Below are 21,157 nucleotides of genomic sequence, written 5' to 3'. Positions count from 1 at the left end.
CTGACACCAGACGCCGACCACTGTCCGCGCATAGGCCGCTGGGAATGTCCACACAGACGACACGTGGGCAACCACCTTCCGACAGTGACGCTTTCCACTGGCCCAATTTACGCATTGTGCGGGGCAGTCCGGCTACCGGTCTCGTTAGTCCGGTTCCGAACAAGGCATCAACCGCCAGAACAGTATCCGAACAGGCCGCGGCGTAGGCGTCGAGCGCGTCATCAGACAGCACATGGCACGAACCCATCGCGCACCAACGCTTGTAGTTCGCCCGCGCGTCTGCAGGCAACTTCTCGGGGTCGCCCAACAGGAAAAGGTCCACGGTCCACCCCCACTCTTTCAGAATGCGCGCCACTACAAAACCGTCGCCGCCATTGTTGCCCGGCCCGCAGAACACAACGGCCCGGCCGGACCCGGCCGCGAGGTCAGGCCAGGTTTCAAAGACGGCCTCGACCACTCCACGACCTGCGCGCTCCATCAGTTCCAGGCCGGTGACAAGGCCGGATTCAATTGCGGCGCGTTCAGCCGCCCTCATCTGGGACGAACTCAACAGTTTTGGCATCCGAAACCCTCGCACGATTCAAATCTGATTACTTTTTGTGCAACTTGCCTAAAAATTGGCCCGCCGCCCAGAATCCCTTCACCAGCAGACGGTCAATTCGGCAATCGCATTGCCGCCCGATCTTAGACGTGATCACTGCCATTCTGACAACCATGCGAGGTGAGCCCGGATGAAAAAGATCGAAGCGATCATCAAGCCGTTCAAATTGGACGAAGTGAAAGAGGCCCTGCAGGACGTTGGCGTCCAGGGCCTCAGCGTGATCGAAGTCAAGGGCTTCGGACGCCAGAAAGGACACACCGAACTGTACCGCGGCGCGGAATATGTGGTGGACTTTCTGCCCAAGGTCAAAGTCGAGGTCGTTCTGGATGCCGATCAGGTCGATGCGGCCATCGAAGCCATCGTGTCGGCCGCCAAGACCGACAAGATCGGGGACGGCAAGATCTTTGTCTCGTCCGTTGAACAAGCCATTCGCATCCGGACCGGCGAGACCGGCTCGGACGCGCTGTAAAACCAATTCTGCAATCTAGAGGAACATAGTAATGAGCAAGGACGCAGTTCTTCAGCTGATCAAAGACGAGGGTGCCGAGTATGTCGACATCCGCTTCACCGATCCGCGTGGCAAGCTTCAGCACGTGACCGTCATGGCCGACCAGGTCGACGAAGACTTCCTTGAGGAAGGCTTCATGTTCGACGGTTCGTCCATCGCCGGCTGGAAGTCGATCGAAGCATCGGACATGAAACTGATGCCCGATACCGAAAGCGCGTATGTCGATCCCTTCTATGCGGAAAAGACTATCTGCCTGCACTGCTCGGTCGTGGAACCCGATACCGGCGAAGCCTATGAGCGTGACCCCCGCGGCACCGCGCAGAAGGCCGAAGCCTACCTGAAGTCTTCGGGCGTTGGCGACGTGGCTTACATGGGCCCCGAGGCCGAGTTCTTCCTGTTCGACGACGTGCGCTTCTCGAACAGCATCAACAAGGTATCCTACGAAGTTGATGCAACCGATGCGTCCTGGAACACCGACACCGAATACGAGATGGGCAACATGGGCCATCGTCCGGGCGTCAAGGGCGGCTACTTCCCGGTCAACCCGATCGACGAGGCGCAGGACCTGCGTTCGGAAATGCTGTCGACCATGAAGCGTCTGGGCATGAAGGTCGACAAGCACCACCACGAAGTGGCCTCGTGCCAGCACGAGCTGGGCCTGATCTTCGACAGCCTGACCAAGCAGGCCGACGAGCTGCAGAAATACAAGTACGTCATCCACAACGTCGCGCACGCCTACGGCAAGTCGGCCACTTTCATGCCGAAGCCGATCGCAGGCGACAATGGCACCGGTATGCACGTCAACATGTCGATCTGGAAGGACGGCAAGCCGCTGTTTGCAGGCGACAAATATGCCGATCTGTCGGACGAAGCCCTGTGGTTCATTGGCGGTATCCTCAAGCACGCCAAGACCCTGAACGCTTTCACCAACCCGTCGACCAACAGCTACAAGCGCCTGATCCCGGGCTTCGAAGCCCCCGTTCTGCGCGCCTACTCGGCCCGCAACCGTTCGGGTTGCGTCCGTATCCCGTGGACTGAATCGCCGAAGGCCAAGCGCGTCGAGGCCCGCTTCCCCGATCCGTCGGCAAACCCCTACCTGGCGTTTGCGGCACTGCTGATGGCCGGCCTGGACGGCATCAAGAACAAGATCGATCCGGGCGAAGCCATGGACAAGAACCTGTACGATCTGCCCGCCGAAGAACTGGCCGGTATCCCGACCGTCTGCGGCAGCCTGCGCGAGGCGCTGGAATGTCTGGCGGCCGATCACGACTTCCTGCTGCAGGGCGACGTGTTCACCAAAGACCAGATCGACGGCTACATCGCACTGAAGATGGAAGAGGTCGAAACCTACGAGCACACTCCGCACCCGGTCGAATACGGCATGTACTACAGCTGCTGACCCCGGTCGGAAGTCCAATGAAAAGACCTTGGGGGCGTCCTGTCGGGCGCCCCTTTTCAGTGGTGCAAGGCCCCGATATTTCCCTTTGTGACAGGCGCCTTTGCCGCTAGGCTGAAGATCAATTCAATTATCAGGATTTTTCATGCGCCTTCTCGCCCTGACCCTCTCTGCTGCACTTCTTGTTTCAAGCGCTGCTGCGCAGACGATCGACCGGATCAAAGAAACGCGCGAAATCCGGTTTGGGTTTCGTACAGATGCCGCCCCGCTTTCGTTCATCAACGACAAGGAGCGACCCGGCGGGTTGTCCGTGATGGTCTGCGACCAAGTTGCCCGAGCCATCGCCAGCCGACTGGGTGCGGACGACCTCACCGCACAATTCATTCCGGTGCAGTCGGATACACGCTTTGACATGGTCGCCTCTGGCCAGATCGACCTGTTGTGCGGCGCGGCGACAATAACCTTGTCGCGGCGGGAAACCGTTGATTTCTCGATCCCGATCTTCGTAGACGGAACATCCGTTTTGCTGCCGATAGATGCGGAAGTCACGATGGCGTCGCTTTCCGGCAAGAAAGTCGGCATGCGCAGCAGCACGACCACCGAAGAAGCCGTGTTCAACTCGTTCGGATCAGCGGGGATCGAGGCAAAGCTCGTTCGGTTCGCCTCGCATCCCGACGGGATCAAGGCTTTGCGGGACGGAGAGATCGACGCCTATTTCGCCGACCAATCCATCCTTTTGGTGAATTATCTAGCAGCTGGATTGAAGGACGACTTCAAAATCTCGCAGGAGATTCTGACGATTGAAAAACAGGGCCTGGCCCTTGCACGCGGCGATGATGACTTTCGCCTGATGGTCGATGAGATCCTGTCGCAGATGTATGCACAAGGCACGATGGAAGAGATATTTCGCGCCGCACTCCCCGGGATTGAACCCAGCGAGGCCCTGAAAGCCCTGTACGTTATCGCACCCACCCTGCCCTGATTTCCAGGAGGTCCCCATGCGCCTTACGGTCCTGTCCGTTTTCATTGCACTGAGTGCACCCATGGCGGCGCAGTCCGCTCCCTGCGGGAATACAGGCGCTGGTTTTGAAGCCTGGAAGGCCGATTTTGCCAAGCAGGCGCGCAAAGCCGGAGTGAAGAAAAAAGGGCTGCAGGCTCTGGCGCAAACCCAATACGCCACGCGAACCATCGCCGCGGATCGGGGGCAGAAAAGCTTCAAATACTCCCTCGACAAGTTCATGAAGGTCCGAGGGGCGGATACGATCGTGGCCCAGGGGCGCAAGCGCAAGGCCAGAAACCCGGAATTCTACGCGGCGCTGGAGCGTCAGTACGGTGTCCCGGCTGGTGTTCTGATTGCCATTCACGGCATGGAAACCGGGTTCGGAAACTTCATGGGCGACAGCCAGGTTGTTTCCGCAATCACAACATTGGCCTACGATTGTCGCCGGTCCGACTTCTTTGTTCCCCATGCCATCGGAGCGCTGAAACTGGTCGATCAGGGGGCGATCACGGTGGCAACAAAAGGGGCAAAACATGGCGAGTTGGGCCACACCCAGTTTCTGCCCGGCAATGCTCTGACCTATGGCGTGGACGCCACGGGTGACGGGCGCGTGGACTTCTACAACATGACGGATGCGTTGGCCTCAACCGCAAATTTTCTTCGGCAGAAAGGGTGGAAACCCGGCCGGGGCTATCAACCCGGCGAACCGAATTTTGCGGTGATCCAGCAATGGAATGCCGCATCGGTTTACCAAAAATCAATTGCGATCATGGCCGCTCGAATCGACAACTGAGGCTTTGTCAGCAACCTGACCGCCGCACTCAATTCCGCCACATTGCTGCCACAGTGTCGGGCGGAAAGCTCTAATTTCTTGGTTTCCAAAGCGTAATCAATCGTCGCAAAAATTCATTTTTTTGCAATATGGTCAAAATTTGACCCTCATCACCAACTAGAGTGTTGGTTCAGTATTCGTACGGCAGAGGGCAAGACTGTGACCACGAAGCACAGATACCACGGCGGCCTGCAATTCAACGGCGACACGAACGGCGCGTTGGAGCGGTTCGGCCATATTGTGGTGGCAACTCTTGAGGACTACGGGCATCTTGTGGAACGCAAGACCCTGCTGAGCCAGACCGAGGCAACCATCGTGTCCAGCCAGTACCTTGTCCGTTTGACCCTCGAGTCCGAACCCCGGGAGACCAGCGACCGCTATGGGCGTCTGGACCGTACGGTTGGCCTGAAGACCATGGTGCGCCCATCGGCGGCACGACCGCGCAACCGATTGGTGATCTCGGTCTCGCCTGTTTCCGGCCTGGTGGATGACCCCGAGATCTCCGAGTTGATGCTTGTCGTCATGCTGTATCGGATGGTCGACATCTGCTCGACGCAACGTGTGGAATGGTTGTCGCCGAAAACCGTTCTGACGATTGAACAGTTCATGGGCGCGTTTGACTCGTTGATGCCACGCAAGCAGCGGAACCGCCGCGAAGCGTTCGAGGCGGTCAGCGGACCTTTCGCGGGCCTTGAGCCCGCGGCAACGGATGACCATGAAGCCGTCAAATCACCGGCAAAGCCGCCGCGCCCCATTCAATTGACCGATGAGCAATTGCTCAGCATCGCCTTCCGTTCCGACGAGGCCGACGCTCCCGTTTCCGATGCACCGGCCGCGACGGATGGCGATGAAGACCGGCCCAGTGACGCGTTGCGACTGACCAGCTGGGCCCTGACCGGTGCCGTTGCCAGCCTGTCGGCGCCGATCGCTCTGTCGATGGCCGCTGTGAACCTCATCCGGGGCGAAGACTTTCGCCTGAACACTCAGGTCCTGGCCTATACGGTCGCCATCGTATCGCTGAACTCAAGTGGTGCCTTTGCCGATGTCGCCAATGCGATCGGACTGTAACTGAATTACCAGAAGACCCTCCTTGGAGGCCCCGCCATCAGGCGGGGTTTTCCATTTCTGGCAGGTGCTCGACCGGCACGACATAGGTGTGAATCGAGAACACCACTGCCCGTGTCTCGGGCAACCGCAAAAGCGTTTGTCGCTCGCTGCGCAGATACCGGGTGGTACCACGGTCGCGGATCTCGCGCGGGGCGCTGGCGCTTCGGGGCTGGTGCAGTTCGGGGTCGTCATACCACAGCGCGTTGAACCGCCACAAAGGCCGGCCGACCTGAATCCCGTCGAACAGGCGCTGTACCCGGCGCGCGATGTTGAGATCGTAGCTGTCGACCGGCTCGTGAATGTCGATCAGTGGTCGCATGAATTTCTCGGACAGACGCCAGCTGGCGGGAAAGCACAGGATGGCCCCGGTCAGCAAATGCTCGTCGCCCTGTTTCTGCAGGATGCAGAAATCCTCCTGCGCCAGCAGGCAAAGCGTATCCAAAGGATTGTCGCGATCAATCGGCACGGCGGCCCCATCCGGGCGCTGCGCGGTGTCGGCCGCCTCGGGATAGACCTGCGCCAGAACTAGGTCCAGCAGCTCGACGGCGGCCGGGTGCGCCTGCGCGTCCAGCGCCAGAACGTCGTCCCGGCGGGTTTCAAGCAGGTGCTGGCGGTGGCGCATCTGCGCGGCGAAGGCATCATCGCGATGCAACCAGTCGTCCATCGTGGTCGGCGCGATTCCCGGCAGCGGTCGCTGGTGGGTCGGATCGTAGGGTAGAGTCTGTTGCACAATGACTGTCATGGCTTTGGGTTAGCACCCGAAACAGGCCATGTCGGTCAAAAAGCGACTGGCAAATCGTCGCAATTCACCCAGACGGGGCCGCCCTGCCCGGTCACGCTGAACTGGCATGCAGGGAGGCGCGCCGTGAACCACCACTACCGAGACACCCGCAAGATCGACCCCAGCCGCGGCGCGACGCTGGGCGACGGCACGCCGAACGACAATGACCGGATCGAGATCGGCCCCACCCAACTTGCATTCAGCGAATGGGCCGCCGCCGGGTTGCAACTGCCCAACCTGGACCGGATGCGCGACTATCGCTGGAAACGGCTGACCCAGGCAATCGTCGATCGAGGCTATGGCGGGCTGCTGATGTTCGACCCGCTCAACATCCGCTATGCGACCGACAGCACCAACATGCAGCTGTGGAACACACACAACCCGTTCCGGGCGGTGCTGTTGTGCGCCGATGGCTACATGGTGATCTGGGACTACAAGAACTCGCCCTTTTTGTCGAAATTCAACCCGCTGGTGCGGGAACAGCGCTCGGGCGCGGACTTGTTCTATTTCGACAGGGGCGACAAGGTGGACGTACAGGCGGACGTGTTCGCCAACGAGGTGCGCATACTGATGCAAGACCACGCCCCCGGCCACACTCGGCTGGCGGTGGACAAGATTATGCTGCACGGCCTCCGCGCGCTCGAGGCACAGGGCTTCGAGATCATGGAGGGCGAGGAAGTCACCGAAAAGACCCGCGCCATCAAGGGCCTTGACGAGATCCTTGCCATGCGTTGCGCCAGCCACGCCTGCGAAACCGCCGTGGCCGAGATGGAGAAGTTCGCCCGCGCCCATGTGGGCGACGGCAAGACCTCCGAAGATGACATCTGGGCCGTTCTGCACGCCGAAAACATCAAGCGCGGCGGCGAGTGGATCGAAACGCGCCTGCTGGCCTCGGGGCCGCGCACCAACCCGTGGTTTCAGGAATGCGGGCCGCGGATCACTCAGAAGAATGAAATCATCGCCTTTGATACCGATCTGATCGGCAGCTACGGCATTTGCGTCGACATCTCGCGCACTTGGTGGATCGGGGATGAAAAACCCCGGCCCGACATGGTCTATGCCATGCAGCATGCGCATGAGCACATCATGACCAACATGGACATGCTGAAGCCCGGCGTGATGATCCCCGAGTTGACCGCCAACTGCCACAGGCTGGACGACAAGTTCCAGGCGCAGAAATACGGCTGCCTGATGCATGGCGTGGGCCTGTGCGACGAGTGGCCTTTGGTGGCCTATCCCGACAAGGCGGTGCCCGGCGCCTATGACTATCCGCTGGAACCCGGCATGGTGCTGTGCGTCGAGGCAGCCGTGGGCGAAGTCGGCGGCGATTTCTCGATCAAGCTCGAGGATCAGGTGCTGATCACCGAGGATGGATACGAAAACCTGACCACCTACCCGTTCGATGCCGCTCTTATGGGGCTCGACTAGGTCTCAATCCCTCCAGTGAGAGCGACGTACATTTCCGTGCCAGTCCTCAAGCACCGGCTCTGCCGATGCGCCCGGCGAAAACGTGTCTTGGGGCCAGTGCAGTCCGGCGGCAAATCCGATGGCCGTGGCCAGAAAGACGGCAACCGCCGTACCGACCTGTGCAACTTCGAAATGCGCCACGTTTGTCGAATGTGTCATCTCCGCGCTCCTTGATCTTTTGGTTTCGGTTAGGCCGAACATGGGAGCTTCTGACTCATTATTAAAACCAATTGTTGTTCGCCTAGACTTCACAAATTGTGATCAACGCGCTGACAAAGGGCGCCTCACGATCACCGCCTGCGCCCTCACCTTCCCGTGACGGTCCTGTCACAAGGGTTGAGACTGCACTGCCTTATTCACAGTATTGCGCTTAGCATCACAGCCTGAGGACCCTACATGCCCACAGAACGCGTCACATTTTCCGGTCACGATGGTGGCAAGCTGGCTGCTCGGCTGGATCTCCCCGATGGGCCGGTGCTGGCAACTGCGTTGTTTGCGCATTGCTTTACCTGCTCCAAGGACATTCCCGCGGCCCGGCGCATCAGCGCGCGGCTTGCAGCGATGGGATTTGCCGTTCTGCGGTTCGACTTCACCGGGCTGGGCCATTCCGAAGGCGAGTTCGCCAACACGACGTTCACTTCGAACGTTGAGGATCTGATCGCCGCTGCGCAGTTTCTTGCGGGTCGGAACATGGCGCCTGACCTGCTTGTCGGGCATTCTTTGGGCGGGGCCGCGGTCTTGCGGGCGCGGGCCGGTATACCCTCGGTCAAGGCGGTGGTCACGATCGGCGCCCCGGCCGATCCCGGCCATGTGGCTCATCACTTTGAAGACGCGCGGGGCCAGATCGAACAGGATGGCAGCGCCGAAGTTCTGCTGGGTGGGCGCCCCATCCGCATCGGCCGAGAGTTTGTGCGCGACATCTCTGAATCCGAACTGACGCCCTCGATTGCTGAGTTGAAGGCCGCGCTGCTGATCCTGCATGCGCCGCGCGACGAAACAGTCAGCATCGACAATGCCAGCACGATCTTTCTGGCCGCCAAGCACCCAAAAAGCTTTGTTACGCTGGACGATGGAGACCACCTGATCACCCGTCCGAAGGATGCAGAATACGCCGCCGACGTCATCGCGGCCTGGGTATCGCGCTATGTCCCGCTATCGCCGCCCGCCCCGCCGCCGGGCGCGCCCGAAGGCGTGGTGCGCGTGACCGAAGTGGACCCGGGTGGTTTTTTTCAGGACATTCAATCAGGTCCAAGCCATCATGCCGTGGCGGATGAGCCGGCCTCTTACGGCGGGACTGATCGCGGCATGTCGCCTTATGGCTTTGTTTCTGCCGGGCTTGGGGCGTGCACTTCGATGACCATCCGAATGTATGCGCGACGCAAGCAATGGCCCCTGACCGGGATCAGCGTGGATGTCTGTCACAACAAGGTGCACGCGCAGGACGCGGGGTTGGCGGGGGATGGAAAGGTCGACCAGTTCCGCCGCAAGATCCGACTGGACGGACCGCTGGACAATGACCAGCGGACCAAGCTTCTTGAGATTGCCGACAAATGCCCGGTGCACCGCACGCTTGAAAATTCGGCGCATATCACCACCGAACTGCTGCCGCCGGAACCTGTTGCGGCTCCGGCGTGAACCGATATCCGGTCCGGATGGCCTATCGCCGTGGCGCAGGCCTGTGGATCGGGGGCCGTGCCGCTGGTGGGCGGGCCACGGGCGGTCTAGGACGCGCCGGCGGCTTGGCGATCGGAGGTTTGGGCCGCGCAGGCGGTTTCGCAATTGGCGGCTTGGGTTTGGGCGGCGGTTTTCCACCCGGCGGTTTACCCGGCGGCGGTGGGCGGTCCACGTCAATGTCGACATTCACGTTGCGGTAATAGTCGTTCCACAGCATCGAGTCATAGAACGGGTCATATCCGTATCCTACACCGACCGTGACGCCTTCACAGCCCGAGAGGGTGAATCCCCCGGCCCCAAGCCCCAGAACGATGACGGATCGCTTCAAAAAGGTTTCTGCCATTTTCACGCCCTCACTGCACTGACCGGAATGACGCGAAGATGGCATTCAGATCCTCGACATAGCCAGGATCTGCACCGTCGCGCAGGATGGTCACCACAACCGCAACACGGTTGCGCGGCAGGTCGATCACCGTCGCGGTGAAGTTGATCCCGCGCCCGTCACGGGTGCCGGTGCCGCGAATGACCCGGGTCGGCAAACCGCCGATGCGCATGTTCGCATCACTTGTCACCTCTGGGTTTTTCACCAGAAACTTGTCGACATCCTGCAAGTAACGGACCCCGTCCTCGATGCTGGCAACGCCGAACGGCGAAACGAACCCGATCCAGACCGAGTCATCTGTGACCGGGCGCGCAGCCATCACCCGGCTTACGGACCGGGTATCGCCCAGTTGTGTATCCTCAAGATCGCGTGGGCCGCCCGTGCGCAGCATCCAGAAATCCGGGACATCGAACTGAAACAGCGCACGCCCCCCTTCGGTGTAGGTGACCGGCGTATCGCTCAGCCCCGCACCCGTCATGCCGACCCAAAAAGCCGCGCCGATGGCAAAAAGGTTTTTCTTAAACAAGCTGATATCTCTATTTGTTAGTGTCATCGTCCTGAGGATGAGCGATGCAACCCGCGCTTGTCCAGTTTTTAAAGAGTTTTGCTCAGGGGGCCCGCCCGACCTGCGTTGCCGCCTAGTCTGCATATACGCCGACTGTCGCATCGCCGGCCTCTCCCACAAATCGGATCCGCGTACCGTCCGACTGAACATCGTAACAGGCCCAAAAGTCAGACGGTGGCCAGATCGAACAGTATCTGTCATCCCGCACCGCCCAGCGCCCCGAGCTGGGTCGACCCGAGAAATACTGCGTGGCCATAGACGGCTCGAAGACCTGTGTGGCTCCGTTGTCATAAGCCAGCGTCCGGCCCGACAGGGCGTCGAGAATCTGCGCGCCCGTCAGCGGTCGGAACGTGTCGGCCGCCAGAATTCCGGGCCAAACCAACAAAATCAGGGCAAACCGTCTCATCCCGCGTCTCCTGCCTTGTCCCAACGGTCCGGCGAGTCTATCACCCGCGCCAACACCCATTGCCAACCGAAAAAGGTGCCGCCGCCCATGATTCCCCGCTATTCCCGCCCCGAAATGGTTGCCGTCTGGTCGCCCGAGACCAAGTTCCGCATCTGGTACGAGATCGAGGCCCATGCCTGCGACGCGATGGCCGATCTGGGCGTCATCCCGCGCGAAAACGCCGAGGCCGTCTGGAAAGCCAAGGACGTGGAATTCGACGTGGCCCGCATCGACGAGATCGAGGCCGTGACCAAGCATGACGTCATCGCCTTTCTGACCCATCTGGCCGAGCATGTCGGCAGCGATGAGGCCCGCTTTGTCCACCAGGGCATGACCAGCTCGGACGTGCTGGATACCTGCTTCAACGTGCAACTGACCCGCGCCGCCGACATCCTGATCGCCGATCTCGAAGGCCTGCTGACCGCGCTCAAGCGCCGCGCTTACGAGCACAAGGACACTGTCCGCATCGGCCGCAGTCACGGCATTCATGCCGAACCCACCACCATGGGCCTGACCTTCGCGCGCTTCTACGCCGAGATGGACCGCAACCTGTCGCGGATGCGCGACGCCCGCGCCGAGATCGCCACCGGCGCCATCAGCGGCGCGGTCGGCACCTTCGCCAATATCGACCCGCGCGTCGAAGAGCATGTCTGCGAAAAACTGGGCCTTGTGCCCGAGCCGATCAGCACGCAGGTCATCCCGCGCGATCGCCACGCGGCCTTCTTTGCCACGCTGGGCGTGATCGCCAGCAGCATCGAGAACATCGCCATCGAAATCCGCCACATGCAGCGCACCGAGGTTCTGGAGGCCGAGGAGTTCTTCTCGAAAGGCCAGAAGGGCTCGTCGGCGATGCCGCACAAACGCAACCCGGTGCTGACCGAGAACCTGACCGGCCTGGCCCGGTTGGTGCGCATGACCGTGATCCCGGCGATGGAGAACGTGGCCCTATGGCACGAGCGCGACATCAGCCACAGCTCGGTCGAGCGCAACATCGGCCCCGACGCCACCGTGACCCTGGATTTCGCCCTGTCGCGCCTGACCGGGGTGATCGACAAGCTGGTGGTCTATCCGGACAACATGCTGGCCAACATGAACAAGTTCCGCGGTCTGGTCATGAGCCAGCGCGTGCTGCTGGCCCTGACTCAGGCCGGCGTCAGCCGCGAGGACGCCTATCGCCTGGTGCAGCGCAACGCGATGAAGGTCTGGGAAGAAGGCAAGGACTTCAAAACCGAACTGCTGGCCGACCCGGAAGTGACCGCAGCGCTGAGCAAGGAAGAGATCGAAGAAAAATTCGACCTTGGTTATCACACCAAACATGTCGACACGATCTTCGAGCGGGTGTTCGGCGAGTAACCCTCGACGCAGGAACGGCTTTTGCCGGGGCCCGGGTCGCGCTGCGCGATCCGGGCCCCTGTCTTTTGCGGAAACGTCCAAAATCGGCTATGCTGAATGGGCAATTTCCGTTCAAGGAGAGCCCATCATGATCCGCACGACACTCTGCGCACTGGCCCTTGCCCTGTCCGCCTCGTCCGCATTCGCCTGCCAAGGCCACAGCAAGCAATCGCAATCCTGTGCGCCCGGTACGACTTGGGATTCGGCCTCGGAAAGCTGCGTGAAAAACGCCAGCAGCTGAATTCTTGTCCTACTTGTGAATAAAAGCGAGCCATTGGCTGTTAGCTTTTTTGAAGAACGCACTATGCTTCTTGCGAGCAGCCCCTGGAACGGAGTAGGACAATGCGCCTTTTGATGGCCACGGCACTAGCCCTTCAGACATTTGCCTTTGCCCCCGCGGTCAGTGCCGCCGGCGGTGACAGCAGCCCCCCAAAACCGACGAACACCACCAAGAAATGCCTGTTCGGCCGCGTCTATGACGAAGCAGCCGGCCGTTGCGTCAAGCCGAACAAGACCAATTTCAGCGAAGAGCAATTGTATCTGGCCGCACGCGAGCTTGCTTATGACGGCCAGTTCGAAAATGCGCAGAACGTGTTGCGGGTCATGGATCAAGACGATGATCGCGTTTTGACGTATTGGGGTTTCACCTACCGCAAAATGGGCGAAGCCGAGCTGGCCGAAACCTATTACCAACGCGCAATCGAAACCAATCCTGACAACATTCTGGCCCGCAGCTACATGGGTCAGGGATATGTCACCGAAGGGAAAACCGAACTGGCCATCGCGCAATGGCGCGAGATCAAGGCACGCGGAGGAGAAGGCACCTGGGCCGAAGCGTCTCTGCGCGAGGCGATCCGCACGGGGCTGACTTACAGCTACTAGGTTCAGTCTTTCTTTACTCGACTCTCGCTAATCTGCCTGCGGAACAAAAATTGACACCGCAGGCAGATGCAAGATTCACATGCTTTGGTACAGACCGCACCGGGTAATTCTGCTCCGGCCGAGAAACAGACGGATGACGCCCCTCGCGTCGTACCTCGCCAACTCACGCCCGGCCAGAAGGCCGCCACCATCGTACGCCTGCTGTTGAACGAGGGGGCCGATCTTCCGTTGGAGGAGTTGCCCGACGAACTGCAGGAACGGCTGACCCTCCAACTGGGCCGGATGGGGCTGGTAGACCGCGTGACCCTCGCTGCGGTCGCGCAAGAATTCGCAGATGCGCTGGACAGCGTCGGACTTGCCTTTCCGCACGGCTTGGCCGGGGCGCTGGACGCGGTAAATGGCAAGATTGCCCCGGCGACCGCCGCCCGGCTGCGCAAGGTCGCGGGTGTGCGCCAGGTCGGCGATCCATGGCTGCGCCTGCGTGACACCCCTGCCGAAGACCTTGCGCGTATGGCTCAGGCCGAAAGCATCGAAGTTGCGGCCGTCATGCTATCCAAGCTCGAAACGGCGAAGGCAGCACAGTTGTTGGCGCAATTGCCCGGGCCGGTGGCCAGACGGATTACCTATGCCGTTTCAAAAACCGCCAACGTGACGCCCGAGGCGGTGGAGCGGATCGGCTGGTCCCTGGCCGCGCAACTCGATCAACGCCCAGTTCCGGCCTTCACCGATTCACCCGACACGCGCGTCGGGGCGATCTTGAACCAATCCCCCCCATCCACGCGTGACGGACTGCTGGACGCGCTCGATGAGGAGGATACTGAGTTCGCCAGCGCTGTTCGAAAGTCCATCTTCACCTTTGCGCACATCGCCACGCGTATAGCTGCACGGGATGTGCCTGCCATCCTGCGCGAAGTCGATCAGCCGGTTTTGATAACTGCTCTGGCTGGCGCAAGAACCGAAGATGACAAGGCCTCGGTCGACCATCTGCTGTCCAACATATCCGCACGGATGGCCGACAACCTGCGCGAGGAAATTGCTGAACGCGGCAAGGTCAAGCAGGCCGAAGCAGAGGAGGCCATGACCCAGATTGTCGGTGCGATCCGCACACTCGTGGACGCAGGCACAATCACCTTGGTCGAAGCGGACGCCGATGGCAACGAGGACTAAGGGCTGCCCGCCGCTGGCTCGGATGCCGTAGAACCAGGGCTCGGGACAATGCTTGTGGTTGTTGCGCGCCGGCTGTATGTCTGAATCCGCAATTCACAACACCCGGTGAGATCCCCCGATGCCCGTCGAAAAGTCGGAACTGAGCCGCTTTGAGCTTGGTCAATACTATGTCGCCAACCTGTTCCTGAAAGGCATGATCGGCGCAATGCGCCTTTTGCCCTATGAACGGCGCATTGCGACGATGGGGGCGATCGTGCGCGGGTTGGCCCCGGCAGTTGGGTTCACCAAACGTGTGCGAAGCAACCTGAAACTGACCTGCCCTGACCTGCCTGAAGCCGAAGTCAAACGCATTTGCCGTGCGGTGCCCGACAACGCAGGCCGCGCGATCATGGAACACTTCTCGCCCGAGGATTTCACTGAACGGCAGAAGAACGCAAAAGTATCAGGTTCAGGAATCGCCGCATTTGAACAAGCGGTGGCCGAAGGTCGGCCGGTGATGATGATCACCGCACATTTCGGCCACTACCTTGCTGCGCGGATCGCTTTGCAGGCGCGCAGCGGCAAGCCGATTGGCTGCCTGTACCGCCGCATGGCCAATCCGTATTTCAACGAGATGTATGTCGACGCCTTCCACAAAACCGGCGAGCCGATGTTCGAACAAGGTCGGCGCGGCATGGTGGAAATGGTTCGGTCCCTGAAAAAGGGCGGCATCATCGCCATCGTATCGGACCTGCACGCCCATGGCGGTGAAGAATTGACGTTTTTTGGCAAACCCGCAGTCACGTCGGTTTTGAACGCGGAATTGGCGATGAAATACGATGCCGTTCTCATTCCTTGTTACGCGGTGCGCCAAGCCAACGGTATCGATTTCGAGATCGTTTTGCATGATCCGGTGCCGCATACGGACCCCAAGACCATGACCCAATTCATCAACGATGACCTCGAAGGCATGGTGCGGAAACACATGGGCCAATGGTTCTGGATTCACCGACGGTGGAAAGCCTGGAATGGGCTGGGTGTGCAGCCTCAGGACATGCCCTGAGCCGCCCTCTACTTCACCCTTGTTGAGGCGATGATCGGGCCACTGCCGGTGCCCTGAATCAGAACCACCGCGGGCAGGTCCGAAGACAGTTCGATCTGAAAATCCTGTTCAGCCGACCCGTTCCATCGGCCCGCTTCGTGCCATTCCTCAACGACATTCGCGTAGACCAGATCGTGTCCGGCCAGCTCGCCCCGTCGAATCGACGCGTGGCGCAAGGGCGTGTATTGCACGACCACGACGTCATAGTTTTTCGCGTCGACGAGGTCGACCGGGGCAACGCGGACCGTAACCGTGTCCCCGGACCTTTGCGCCGAAACCGACGCGGTGGGCGCAGCGGTCAAATGCGCGTCGATCAAACGGTTCAAGTCACGGGATTTGGCGCCAACGACATCCTGCTGTCCGTTGATCACCATCTGAGGGGTATAGATCATCGAACGGCCGCCGCGCCGCGCATACGCTCGTTGACGGTCCGTATGCGCCGGATCGGCATACTCGTCCTTCCAACCGATGTAGTCCCAATAGTCCACGTGCAGCGCCAAGCCGATCACGTCATCGCGCTTGGCGAGATCGTGCATGATCGCATCTGCCGGTGGGCAGGACGAACACCCCTGCGAGGTAAACAATTCGACCACCACCGGGCTGTCCGCCCAGGCTGAAGACGCCGACAGGAATACGGACGCAAGAACTGTGGTCAGGGCTGATCTTTTCATTTCACTCTCGGTTTGCGGGGCCTGCAAGCACCGGTGTACTCCGCCACCGGATCAAGCGCCAATCAAGGTTTCTTGAGACAGGTTTCGGCGGCAATCCGCAAAAATGTGTGCAATGGTATACAAAAATTGCCGCACCCGCCCTGTTGGACCTTGAACCGCAGGCCTTGGTGATGCAGATACCGCTCAGCGAATCCCAATTCCACGTCATTTGAGAGGGAGGCCACAGATGCCCATCAAAGTCGGACAGGATACCGCCAAGACACGCCGCAGCCTGAGCGTGAATGGCAAGTCCATCTCGTATTACTCGATCCCCGCCGCGCAAGAGGCCGGCCTGGGCGATTTCTCCAAGCTTCCCGCCGCGCTGAAAGTGGTGCTGGAAAACATGCTGCGGTTCGAGGACGGCGGTTTCTCGGTCTCGGTCGATGACATCAAGGCCTTTGCCGAATGGGGCGCCAACAACGGGAAGAACCCGCGCGAGATCGCTTACCGCCCTGCCCGCGTGCTGATGCAGGACTTCACCGGCGTTCCGGCCGTTGTCGACCTGGCCGCGATGCGCGACGGCATCAAGGCGCTGGGGGGCGATCCGCAGAAGATCAACCCGCTGAACCCCGTAGACCTGGTCATCGACCACTCGGTCATGATCGACGAATTCGGCAACCCGCGCGCGTTCCAGATGAACGTGGACCGCGAATATGAACGCAACATGGAGCGCTACCAGTTCCTGAAATGGGGCCAGAGCGCGTTCAACAACTTCCGCGTGGTACCGCCGGGCACCGGCATCTGCCACCAGGTGAACCTGGAATACCTGGCCCAGACCGTCTGGACCGACACCGACCAGAACGGCGAAGAAGTCGCCTACCCCGATACACTGGTCGGCACCGACAGCCACACCACCATGGTCAACGGCATGGCCGTTCTGGGCTGGGGCGTCGGCGGGATCGAGGCCGAGGCCGCGATGCTGGGTCAGCCGATCTCGATGCTGATCCCCGAAGTGATCGGGTTCGAACTGACCGGCGAGATGGTCGAAGGCACCACCGGCACCGACCTGGTTCTGAAGGTCGTCGAGATGCTGCGCGCTAAGGGCGTGGTGGGCAAGTTCGTCGAATTCTACGGCGAAGGCTTGGACCGCCTGCCGCTGGCCGACCGCGCAACCATCGCCAACATGGCGCCGGAATACGGCGCGACCTGCGGCTTCTTCCCGATCGACAACGAAACCCTGCGCTACCTGCGCAACACCGGCCGTGACGAGGACCGCATCGCGCTGGTCGAAGCCTATGCCAAGGAAAACGGGTTCTGGCGTGGGGCGGACTATGCTCCGGTCTACACCGACACGCTGTCCCTGGACATGAGCACGATCGTTCCCGCGATCTCGGGCCCCAAGCGTCCGCAGGATTATGTGCCGCTGACCAACGCCAAGGCCGCTTTCCGCCAGGAGATGAAAAACACTTTCAAGCGCCCGATGGGCAAGGAAGTGCCGGCCAAAGGCGAAGACTACACCATGGAATCGGGCAAGGTCGTGATCGCTTCGATTACGTCGTGCACCAACACCTCGAACCCCTATGTGATGATCGGTGCGGGCCTTGTCGCACGCAAGGCTGCGGCTTTGGGCCTGAACCGCAAACCGTGGGTCAAAACCTCGCTGGCGCCGGGATCGCAGGTCGTATCCGCATATCTTGAGGCCGCTGGCCTGCAGGAAGATCTGGACAAGGTCGGCTTCAACCTCGTTGGTTACGGCTGCACCACCTGCATCGGCAACTCGGGCCCGATCCAGAAAGAGATCTCGGAAGCCATCGCCGAGGGCGACCTGGTGGCGACCTCGGTCCTGTCGGGCAACCGCAACTTCGAAGGCCGGATCTCGCCGGACGTGCGCGCCAACTACCTGGCTTCGCCGCCGCTGGTGGTGGTCTATGCGCTGGCCGGTACGCTGGACATCGACCTGACCTCGGAACCGATCGGTCAGGACAAGGACGGCAACGACGTCTACATGAAAGACATCTGGCCGACCCAGAAAGAGATCGCCGAACTGGTCGAGGCAACCGTAACCCGCGAGGCATTCCAGTCGAAATATGCTGATGTCTTCAAAGGCGACGAGAAATGGCAATCGGTCGAAACCACCGATGCCGAGACCTATGACTGGCCGCCGACGTCGACCTACATCCAGAACCCGCCCTACTTCCAGGGTATGGGAGCACAGCCGGGCACCATCTCGAACATCGAAGGCGCCAAGGTTCTGGCCATTCTGGGTGACATGGTCACCACCGACCACATCTCGCCGGCTGGTTCGTTTGCAACCACCAGCCCCGCGGGCAAATACCTGCTGGAGCGCCAGGTGCAACCACGCGAGTTCAACTCGTACGGATCGCGCCGCGGCAACCACGAGGTCATGATGCGCGGCACCTTCGCCAACATCCGCATCAAGAACGAGATGCTGGACGGTGTCGAGGGTGGTTACACCAAAGGCCCCGATGGGCAGCAGACCTCGATCTATGACGCATCGATGGCCTATCAGGCAGAAGGCACTCCGCTGGTCGTGATCGGCGGCGAGCAGTATGGCGCCGGTTCCTCGCGGGACTGGGCGGCCAAGGGCACCGCGCTGCTGGGTGTCAAGGCCGTGATCGCAGAAAGCTTCGAGCGTATCCACCGCTCGAACCTGGTGGGCATGGGCGTCATCCCGTTCGAGTTCACCGCCGGCGACAACCGCAAGACGCTGGGCTTGAAAGGCGACGAGACCTTCTCGATCCACGGTCTGGACACGATCCAGCCGCTGCAAGAGGTGCCCTGCACCATCACCTATGCGGACGGAACCGAGAAGACCGTCACGCTCAAGTGCCGCATCGATACCGCGCCCGAGATCGAATACATCGAAAACGGCGGCGTGCTGCACTATGTGCTGCGGAACCTGGCCAAGGCCAGCTAAGCCGGCACAAAGCCAAGAACGCAAGGGCGCCCCGAACGGGCGCCCTTTTTCGTTTCAGGTCTGCCACTATCGCGTTGTGTTCCGTGCAGATAAGCGGTCTGTTGAGGGCATGGAAAAAGTTGCCTTGATAACTGGTGGTGCTCGCGGAATCGGCCGGGCCATCGCGGTTGATCTGGCCGTGGATCATCGCGTCGCCCTGGCGTGGCACAAGACCGAACCGCAGCCCTTGCCCGATGACCGACCGGCCCTGACCCTGCACAGTGATCTCACGCAAGAAGGTCAGCCCGAAGACGTGGTGCGCCGCGTCATCGACAGGTTCGGCCGGCTGGATGTGATCATCAACAATGCCGGGTTGGTTCAGGCCACGCCGAAGGACAGCTTCAGCCGAAAGGACCACACGGCCATTCTTGAGCTCAACCTGCTGGTTCCGGCCGCGCTGCTGGCTGCCGCGTTGCCTCACCTGCAGCGGGGAGCGTCGATCGTCAGTATCTCATCAGTCAACGCCGAACTTCCCCCGCGCGATGCCGCGACCTATGGGGCCAGCAAGGCCGCGTTGAACCTGTGGACCCGCGCTATGGCGAAAGAATTGGGTCCGGACGGCATTCGCGTCAACGCGGTGGCACCCGGCGCGATCAACATCCCCGAAGCCCCAAGGCCCGACGATCTGACCGACCTGTTCGTTCAGAACACAGCGCTGGGGCGTGTTGGGATACCAGAGGACATAGCGCGCGCAGTTCGCTTTCTAGCATCCGAAGACGCGTCCTTCATCACCGGAGAGGTGCTGACCGTCTCTGGCGGGTATCGCCTTTAACCCCGGCGTTACTGCGCGGCGGCTTTTTCCAATGCGGGTCGGATAGTGCTCTTGATCACGCGCTGGGTGATCGGGCCGGCAAACCGCAGGATGATCGTGCCGTCACCGTCGATCACGTAGGTCTCGGGCACGCCGTAGACGCCCCAGTCCAACCCCATGCGGCCATTTTCATCGCGCCCGATGGCGGCATAAGGATCACCCAGTTCGCTCAGGAAAGCGTCGGCGTTGGCCAGTTTGTCTTTGTAGTTGATGCCGTAGACCGGAATATCTTCCTGCGCTAGCTTCTCGAGGTTCGGATGCTCGGCGCGGCAGGGAGCACACCAGCTGGCCCAATAGTTCACCAGCTTGACCTGGCCGTCGCGCAGGGTTGCATCGTCGAACCCCTGTTTCCCCGGAAACTCGGCCAGAACAACGGGCGGCGCTGGCTGGCCTTCGCGGGCCGAGGGCAGCGCGTTGGGATCTTCGCGGAACATGCCAATGGCCGCCAGCACTGCAAAGGCTCCGAAAATCAGTGGTGGAGCAATCATCAACGGCGAGATCTTAGCCATTGCGCGACATCCTCTGTTCGATCTTTTCCATCTCGGCCCGGACCTTGCGACCACGCAGGATGCTGAAAACCACCAGTGCCACCAGCAAAACGATTGAGGCCGCGTAGGAAGACAGAACCGTTTCCGCGTATTTTCCCAGATCAGGCATCATCCGTTTACCCTTTCCCGTGCCAGCAGCGCCTTGATGCGCCGCGCGCGGATTTCGGTGCCGGTCCGGTACAGGACCAGCGCGATGAACAGCAGCACGAATCCGATGATGCAGGTCAGGAGCGGGTAGAAAAACACGTTGCTGACCTTCTCGGTGGTGTCCGTGCCGGTGATCGCCCCTGCGCGCATCACCGATGCGCCCTGATGCAGACCCTGGTTCCAGAAATTCACCGCATAGCGGCTGAGGATTGCAAAGACCGACCCCACGATGCACAGGACCGAGGTCAAGTCCGCCGCCGTGTCGGGGTCTTCGATCGCCTCCCAGAGGGCGATGTAGCCCAGATAGAACAGGAACAGGATCAGGAACGAGGTCAGGCGCGGATCCCAGGCCCACCAGGTGCCCCACATGGGCTGCCCCCAGATGGCGCCGGTGGCCAGCGCGATCAGGGTCATCACGATGCCGATCGGCGCTGCGGCGCGTGCGGCAAGGGCGCTGACATGGTGGCGGCGCACCAGCCAGACCAGCGAGGTGATCAGCATCATCAGCCAGCAATTGATGGCCATCAGCGCCGATGGCACGTGTAGATAGATGATCTTGACGGTCGACCCCTGCTTGTAGTCATCCGGCGTGAAGAAGAACCCCCACACCAGCCCGACGACCAGAAACAGGGCCGAGCTGATCCAGAAGAACGGCAGGACCCGCTCGCTGGTGGCGAGGAACTTGCGCGGGTTGGCGTATTCCCACAGGGCGTTGGCTTTGGCTGCTATCGACATGGGCTCTAT

The 21,157-nt window shown here is 60.8% G+C and carries 24 protein-coding genes; 14 read left to right on the top strand and 10 right to left on the bottom strand.

Annotated features, from left to right (window positions below; translation table 11 throughout):
- On the bottom strand, positions 1–535 hold a 535-nt coding region (locus AC2FM5_RS06560), incomplete at its 3' end, for an NAD(P)H-hydrate epimerase (RefSeq protein WP_496734561.1).
- Positions 536–731: 196 nt separating this feature from the next.
- Here AC2FM5_RS06560 and AC2FM5_RS06555 point away from each other — a divergent pair.
- The 5 genes from AC2FM5_RS06555 to AC2FM5_RS06535 all read left to right on the top strand — a co-directional run bounded on the left by AC2FM5_RS06555 (position 732) and on the right by AC2FM5_RS06535 (position 5,405).
- On the top strand, positions 732–1,070 hold the full coding sequence (locus tag AC2FM5_RS06555) for a P-II family nitrogen regulator (protein WP_093962420.1): 339 nt from the start codon (positions 732–734) through the stop codon (positions 1,068–1,070).
- 31 nt (positions 1,071–1,101) lie between these two features.
- Entirely contained in the window at positions 1,102–2,508 is a 1,407-nt protein-coding gene (gene glnA / locus AC2FM5_RS06550; protein WP_093962421.1) for a type I glutamate--ammonia ligase, read from the top strand.
- Between the two features lie 142 nt (positions 2,509–2,650).
- Positions 2,651–3,487, top strand: coding sequence for an amino acid ABC transporter substrate-binding protein (locus tag AC2FM5_RS06545; RefSeq protein WP_496734558.1), 837 nt, complete (start codon positions 2,651–2,653; stop codon positions 3,485–3,487).
- 16 nt (positions 3,488–3,503) lie between these two features.
- On the top strand, positions 3,504–4,298 hold the full coding sequence (locus AC2FM5_RS06540) for a lytic murein transglycosylase (protein WP_170458696.1): 795 nt from the start codon (positions 3,504–3,506) through the stop codon (positions 4,296–4,298).
- Positions 4,299–4,496: 198 nt separating this feature from the next.
- Positions 4,497–5,405 carry a hypothetical protein gene (locus tag AC2FM5_RS06535; protein WP_342355356.1) on the top strand — a complete coding sequence of 303 codons (909 nt, stop codon included), beginning with the start codon at positions 4,497–4,499 and terminating at the stop codon, positions 5,403–5,405.
- Between the two features lie 37 nt (positions 5,406–5,442).
- Here the strand turns inward: AC2FM5_RS06535 and AC2FM5_RS06530 are convergent, their stop codons facing one another.
- Entirely contained in the window at positions 5,443–6,186 is a 744-nt protein-coding gene (locus tag AC2FM5_RS06530; protein WP_496734555.1) for a heme-dependent oxidative N-demethylase family protein, read from the bottom strand.
- Between the two features lie 123 nt (positions 6,187–6,309).
- Between AC2FM5_RS06530 and dddP the strand changes: the two genes are divergently transcribed.
- Positions 6,310–7,653 carry a dimethylsulfonioproprionate lyase DddP gene (gene dddP, locus AC2FM5_RS06525; RefSeq protein ID WP_496734553.1) on the top strand — a complete coding sequence of 448 codons (1,344 nt, stop codon included), beginning with the start codon at positions 6,310–6,312 and terminating at the stop codon, positions 7,651–7,653.
- Positions 7,654–7,656: 3 nt separating this feature from the next.
- On the opposite strand, the gene AC2FM5_RS06520 is transcribed toward dddP, so the two are convergent.
- Positions 7,657–7,851: a hypothetical protein gene (locus AC2FM5_RS06520; RefSeq protein WP_170449565.1), complete on the bottom strand. Its 195-nt coding sequence runs from the start codon at positions 7,849–7,851 to the stop codon at positions 7,657–7,659.
- Between the two features lie 237 nt (positions 7,852–8,088).
- Here AC2FM5_RS06520 and AC2FM5_RS06515 point away from each other — a divergent pair, with 237 nt between their 5' ends.
- The gene (locus AC2FM5_RS06515) at positions 8,089–9,327 is read left to right on the top strand and encodes a bifunctional alpha/beta hydrolase/OsmC family protein (protein ID WP_496734551.1); all 1,239 of its coding nucleotides are present in this window, start codon (positions 8,089–8,091) and stop codon (positions 9,325–9,327) included.
- Between the two features lie 22 nt (positions 9,328–9,349).
- On the opposite strand, the gene AC2FM5_RS06510 is transcribed toward AC2FM5_RS06515, so the two are convergent.
- From AC2FM5_RS06510 to AC2FM5_RS06500, 3 genes are all read right to left on the bottom strand, one after another.
- Positions 9,350–9,709, bottom strand: coding sequence for a hypothetical protein (locus AC2FM5_RS06510; RefSeq protein WP_496734549.1), 360 nt, complete (start codon positions 9,707–9,709; stop codon positions 9,350–9,352).
- A 10-nt stretch (positions 9,710–9,719) separates the two neighbouring features.
- A complete protein-coding gene (locus AC2FM5_RS06505) occupies positions 9,720–10,274 on the bottom strand; it encodes a hypothetical protein (protein WP_496734547.1) in 555 nt (184 codons plus the stop codon).
- Positions 10,275–10,386: 112 nt separating this feature from the next.
- Positions 10,387–10,719 (bottom strand): hypothetical protein, encoded by a 333-nt coding sequence (locus AC2FM5_RS06500; protein WP_170358721.1) that lies wholly within the window; start codon positions 10,717–10,719, stop codon positions 10,387–10,389.
- Positions 10,720–10,806: 87 nt separating this feature from the next.
- Here AC2FM5_RS06500 and purB point away from each other — a divergent pair, with 87 nt between their 5' ends.
- From purB to AC2FM5_RS06475, 5 genes are all read left to right on the top strand, one after another.
- Entirely contained in the window at positions 10,807–12,111 is a 1,305-nt protein-coding gene (gene purB / locus AC2FM5_RS06495; protein WP_496734544.1) for an adenylosuccinate lyase, read from the top strand.
- 127 nt (positions 12,112–12,238) lie between these two features.
- Complete coding sequence (locus AC2FM5_RS06490; protein WP_141138470.1) at positions 12,239–12,391, top strand: adenylosuccinate lyase; 153 nt, start codon at positions 12,239–12,241, stop codon at positions 12,389–12,391.
- A gap of 101 nt (positions 12,392–12,492) precedes the next feature.
- Complete coding sequence (locus AC2FM5_RS06485) at positions 12,493–13,032, top strand: tetratricopeptide repeat protein (RefSeq protein ID WP_480635575.1); 540 nt, start codon at positions 12,493–12,495, stop codon at positions 13,030–13,032.
- Between the two features lie 66 nt (positions 13,033–13,098).
- Positions 13,099–14,199 (top strand): flagellar motor switch protein FliG, encoded by a 1,101-nt coding sequence (locus tag AC2FM5_RS06480; protein WP_496734541.1) that lies wholly within the window; start codon positions 13,099–13,101, stop codon positions 14,197–14,199.
- 118 nt (positions 14,200–14,317) lie between these two features.
- Positions 14,318–15,241, top strand: a complete 924-nt coding sequence (locus AC2FM5_RS06475) for a lysophospholipid acyltransferase family protein (protein WP_170338026.1) — start codon at positions 14,318–14,320, stop codon at positions 15,239–15,241.
- A gap of 8 nt (positions 15,242–15,249) precedes the next feature.
- Here the strand turns inward: AC2FM5_RS06475 and AC2FM5_RS06470 are convergent, their stop codons facing one another.
- The gene (locus AC2FM5_RS06470) at positions 15,250–15,951 is read right to left on the bottom strand and encodes a DUF1223 domain-containing protein (protein WP_496734539.1); all 702 of its coding nucleotides are present in this window, start codon (positions 15,949–15,951) and stop codon (positions 15,250–15,252) included.
- Positions 15,952–16,177: 226 nt separating this feature from the next.
- Between AC2FM5_RS06470 and acnA the strand changes: the two genes are divergently transcribed.
- Positions 16,178–18,868, top strand: a complete 2,691-nt coding sequence (gene acnA / locus AC2FM5_RS06465) for an aconitate hydratase AcnA (RefSeq protein ID WP_496734537.1) — start codon at positions 16,178–16,180, stop codon at positions 18,866–18,868.
- Between the two features lie 109 nt (positions 18,869–18,977).
- Entirely contained in the window at positions 18,978–19,679 is a 702-nt protein-coding gene (locus AC2FM5_RS06460; protein WP_170458683.1) for an SDR family NAD(P)-dependent oxidoreductase, read from the top strand.
- Between the two features lie 8 nt (positions 19,680–19,687).
- Here AC2FM5_RS06460 and AC2FM5_RS06455 read toward each other — a convergent pair whose 3' ends face one another.
- Genes AC2FM5_RS06455 through AC2FM5_RS06445 form a run of 3 tightly spaced genes read right to left on the bottom strand, consistent with a single transcriptional unit; the run spans position 19,688 to position 21,148 of the window.
- On the bottom strand, positions 19,688–20,227 hold the full coding sequence (locus AC2FM5_RS06455; RefSeq protein WP_496734534.1) for a DsbE family thiol:disulfide interchange protein: 540 nt from the start codon (positions 20,225–20,227) through the stop codon (positions 19,688–19,690).
- Positions 20,220–20,378 carry a heme exporter protein CcmD gene (gene ccmD, locus AC2FM5_RS06450; RefSeq protein WP_005982370.1) on the bottom strand — a complete coding sequence of 53 codons (159 nt, stop codon included), beginning with the start codon at positions 20,376–20,378 and terminating at the stop codon, positions 20,220–20,222. Before ccmD ends, AC2FM5_RS06455 begins: the two co-directional genes overlap by 8 nt.
- Complete coding sequence (locus tag AC2FM5_RS06445) at positions 20,375–21,148, bottom strand: heme ABC transporter permease (RefSeq protein ID WP_170372304.1); 774 nt, start codon at positions 21,146–21,148, stop codon at positions 20,375–20,377. The genes ccmD and AC2FM5_RS06445 overlap by 4 nt, the downstream gene beginning before the upstream one ends.
- Between the last annotated feature and the right edge of the window lie 9 nt (positions 21,149–21,157).

Source organism: Ruegeria sp. BHSA162, from assembly GCF_059613385.1.
Note: the sequence above shows the minus strand (reverse complement) of the source record. Positions and strands in the feature narration are given on the sequence as shown.

What these genes read in the sequence shown, in the direction of transcription:
- AC2FM5_RS06470 (WP_496734539.1), bottom strand. Translation starts at nt 15,951, where the DNA reads ATGAAAAGATCAGCCCTGACCACAGTTCTTGCGTCCGTATTCCTGTCG.
- purB (WP_496734544.1), top strand. Translation starts at nt 10,807, where the DNA reads ATGATTCCCCGCTATTCCCGCCCCGAAATGGTTGCCGTCTGGTCGCCC.
- acnA (WP_496734537.1), top strand. Translation starts at nt 16,178, where the DNA reads ATGCCCATCAAAGTCGGACAGGATACCGCCAAGACACGCCGCAGCCTG.
- AC2FM5_RS06490 (WP_141138470.1), top strand. Translation starts at nt 12,239, where the DNA reads ATGATCCGCACGACACTCTGCGCACTGGCCCTTGCCCTGTCCGCCTCG.
- AC2FM5_RS06460 (WP_170458683.1), top strand. Translation starts at nt 18,978, where the DNA reads ATGGAAAAAGTTGCCTTGATAACTGGTGGTGCTCGCGGAATCGGCCGG.
- ccmD (WP_005982370.1), bottom strand. Translation starts at nt 20,378, where the DNA reads ATGATGCCTGATCTGGGAAAATACGCGGAAACGGTTCTGTCTTCCTAC.
- AC2FM5_RS06455 (WP_496734534.1), bottom strand. Translation starts at nt 20,227, where the DNA reads ATGGCTAAGATCTCGCCGTTGATGATTGCTCCACCACTGATTTTCGGA.
- AC2FM5_RS06480 (WP_496734541.1), top strand. Translation starts at nt 13,099, where the DNA reads ATGCAAGATTCACATGCTTTGGTACAGACCGCACCGGGTAATTCTGCT.
- AC2FM5_RS06520 (WP_170449565.1), bottom strand. Translation starts at nt 7,851, where the DNA reads ATGACACATTCGACAAACGTGGCGCATTTCGAAGTTGCACAGGTCGGT.
- AC2FM5_RS06485 (WP_480635575.1), top strand. Translation starts at nt 12,493, where the DNA reads ATGCGCCTTTTGATGGCCACGGCACTAGCCCTTCAGACATTTGCCTTT.
- AC2FM5_RS06445 (WP_170372304.1), bottom strand. Translation starts at nt 21,148, where the DNA reads ATGTCGATAGCAGCCAAAGCCAACGCCCTGTGGGAATACGCCAACCCG.
- AC2FM5_RS06530 (WP_496734555.1), bottom strand. Translation starts at nt 6,186, where the DNA reads ATGACAGTCATTGTGCAACAGACTCTACCCTACGATCCGACCCACCAG.
- glnA (WP_093962421.1), top strand. Translation starts at nt 1,102, where the DNA reads ATGAGCAAGGACGCAGTTCTTCAGCTGATCAAAGACGAGGGTGCCGAG.
- AC2FM5_RS06510 (WP_496734549.1), bottom strand. Translation starts at nt 9,709, where the DNA reads ATGGCAGAAACCTTTTTGAAGCGATCCGTCATCGTTCTGGGGCTTGGG.
- AC2FM5_RS06555 (WP_093962420.1), top strand. Translation starts at nt 732, where the DNA reads ATGAAAAAGATCGAAGCGATCATCAAGCCGTTCAAATTGGACGAAGTG.
- AC2FM5_RS06545 (WP_496734558.1), top strand. Translation starts at nt 2,651, where the DNA reads ATGCGCCTTCTCGCCCTGACCCTCTCTGCTGCACTTCTTGTTTCAAGC.
- AC2FM5_RS06540 (WP_170458696.1), top strand. Translation starts at nt 3,504, where the DNA reads ATGCGCCTTACGGTCCTGTCCGTTTTCATTGCACTGAGTGCACCCATG.
- AC2FM5_RS06500 (WP_170358721.1), bottom strand. Translation starts at nt 10,719, where the DNA reads ATGAGACGGTTTGCCCTGATTTTGTTGGTTTGGCCCGGAATTCTGGCG.
- AC2FM5_RS06515 (WP_496734551.1), top strand. Translation starts at nt 8,089, where the DNA reads ATGCCCACAGAACGCGTCACATTTTCCGGTCACGATGGTGGCAAGCTG.
- AC2FM5_RS06475 (WP_170338026.1), top strand. Translation starts at nt 14,318, where the DNA reads ATGCCCGTCGAAAAGTCGGAACTGAGCCGCTTTGAGCTTGGTCAATAC.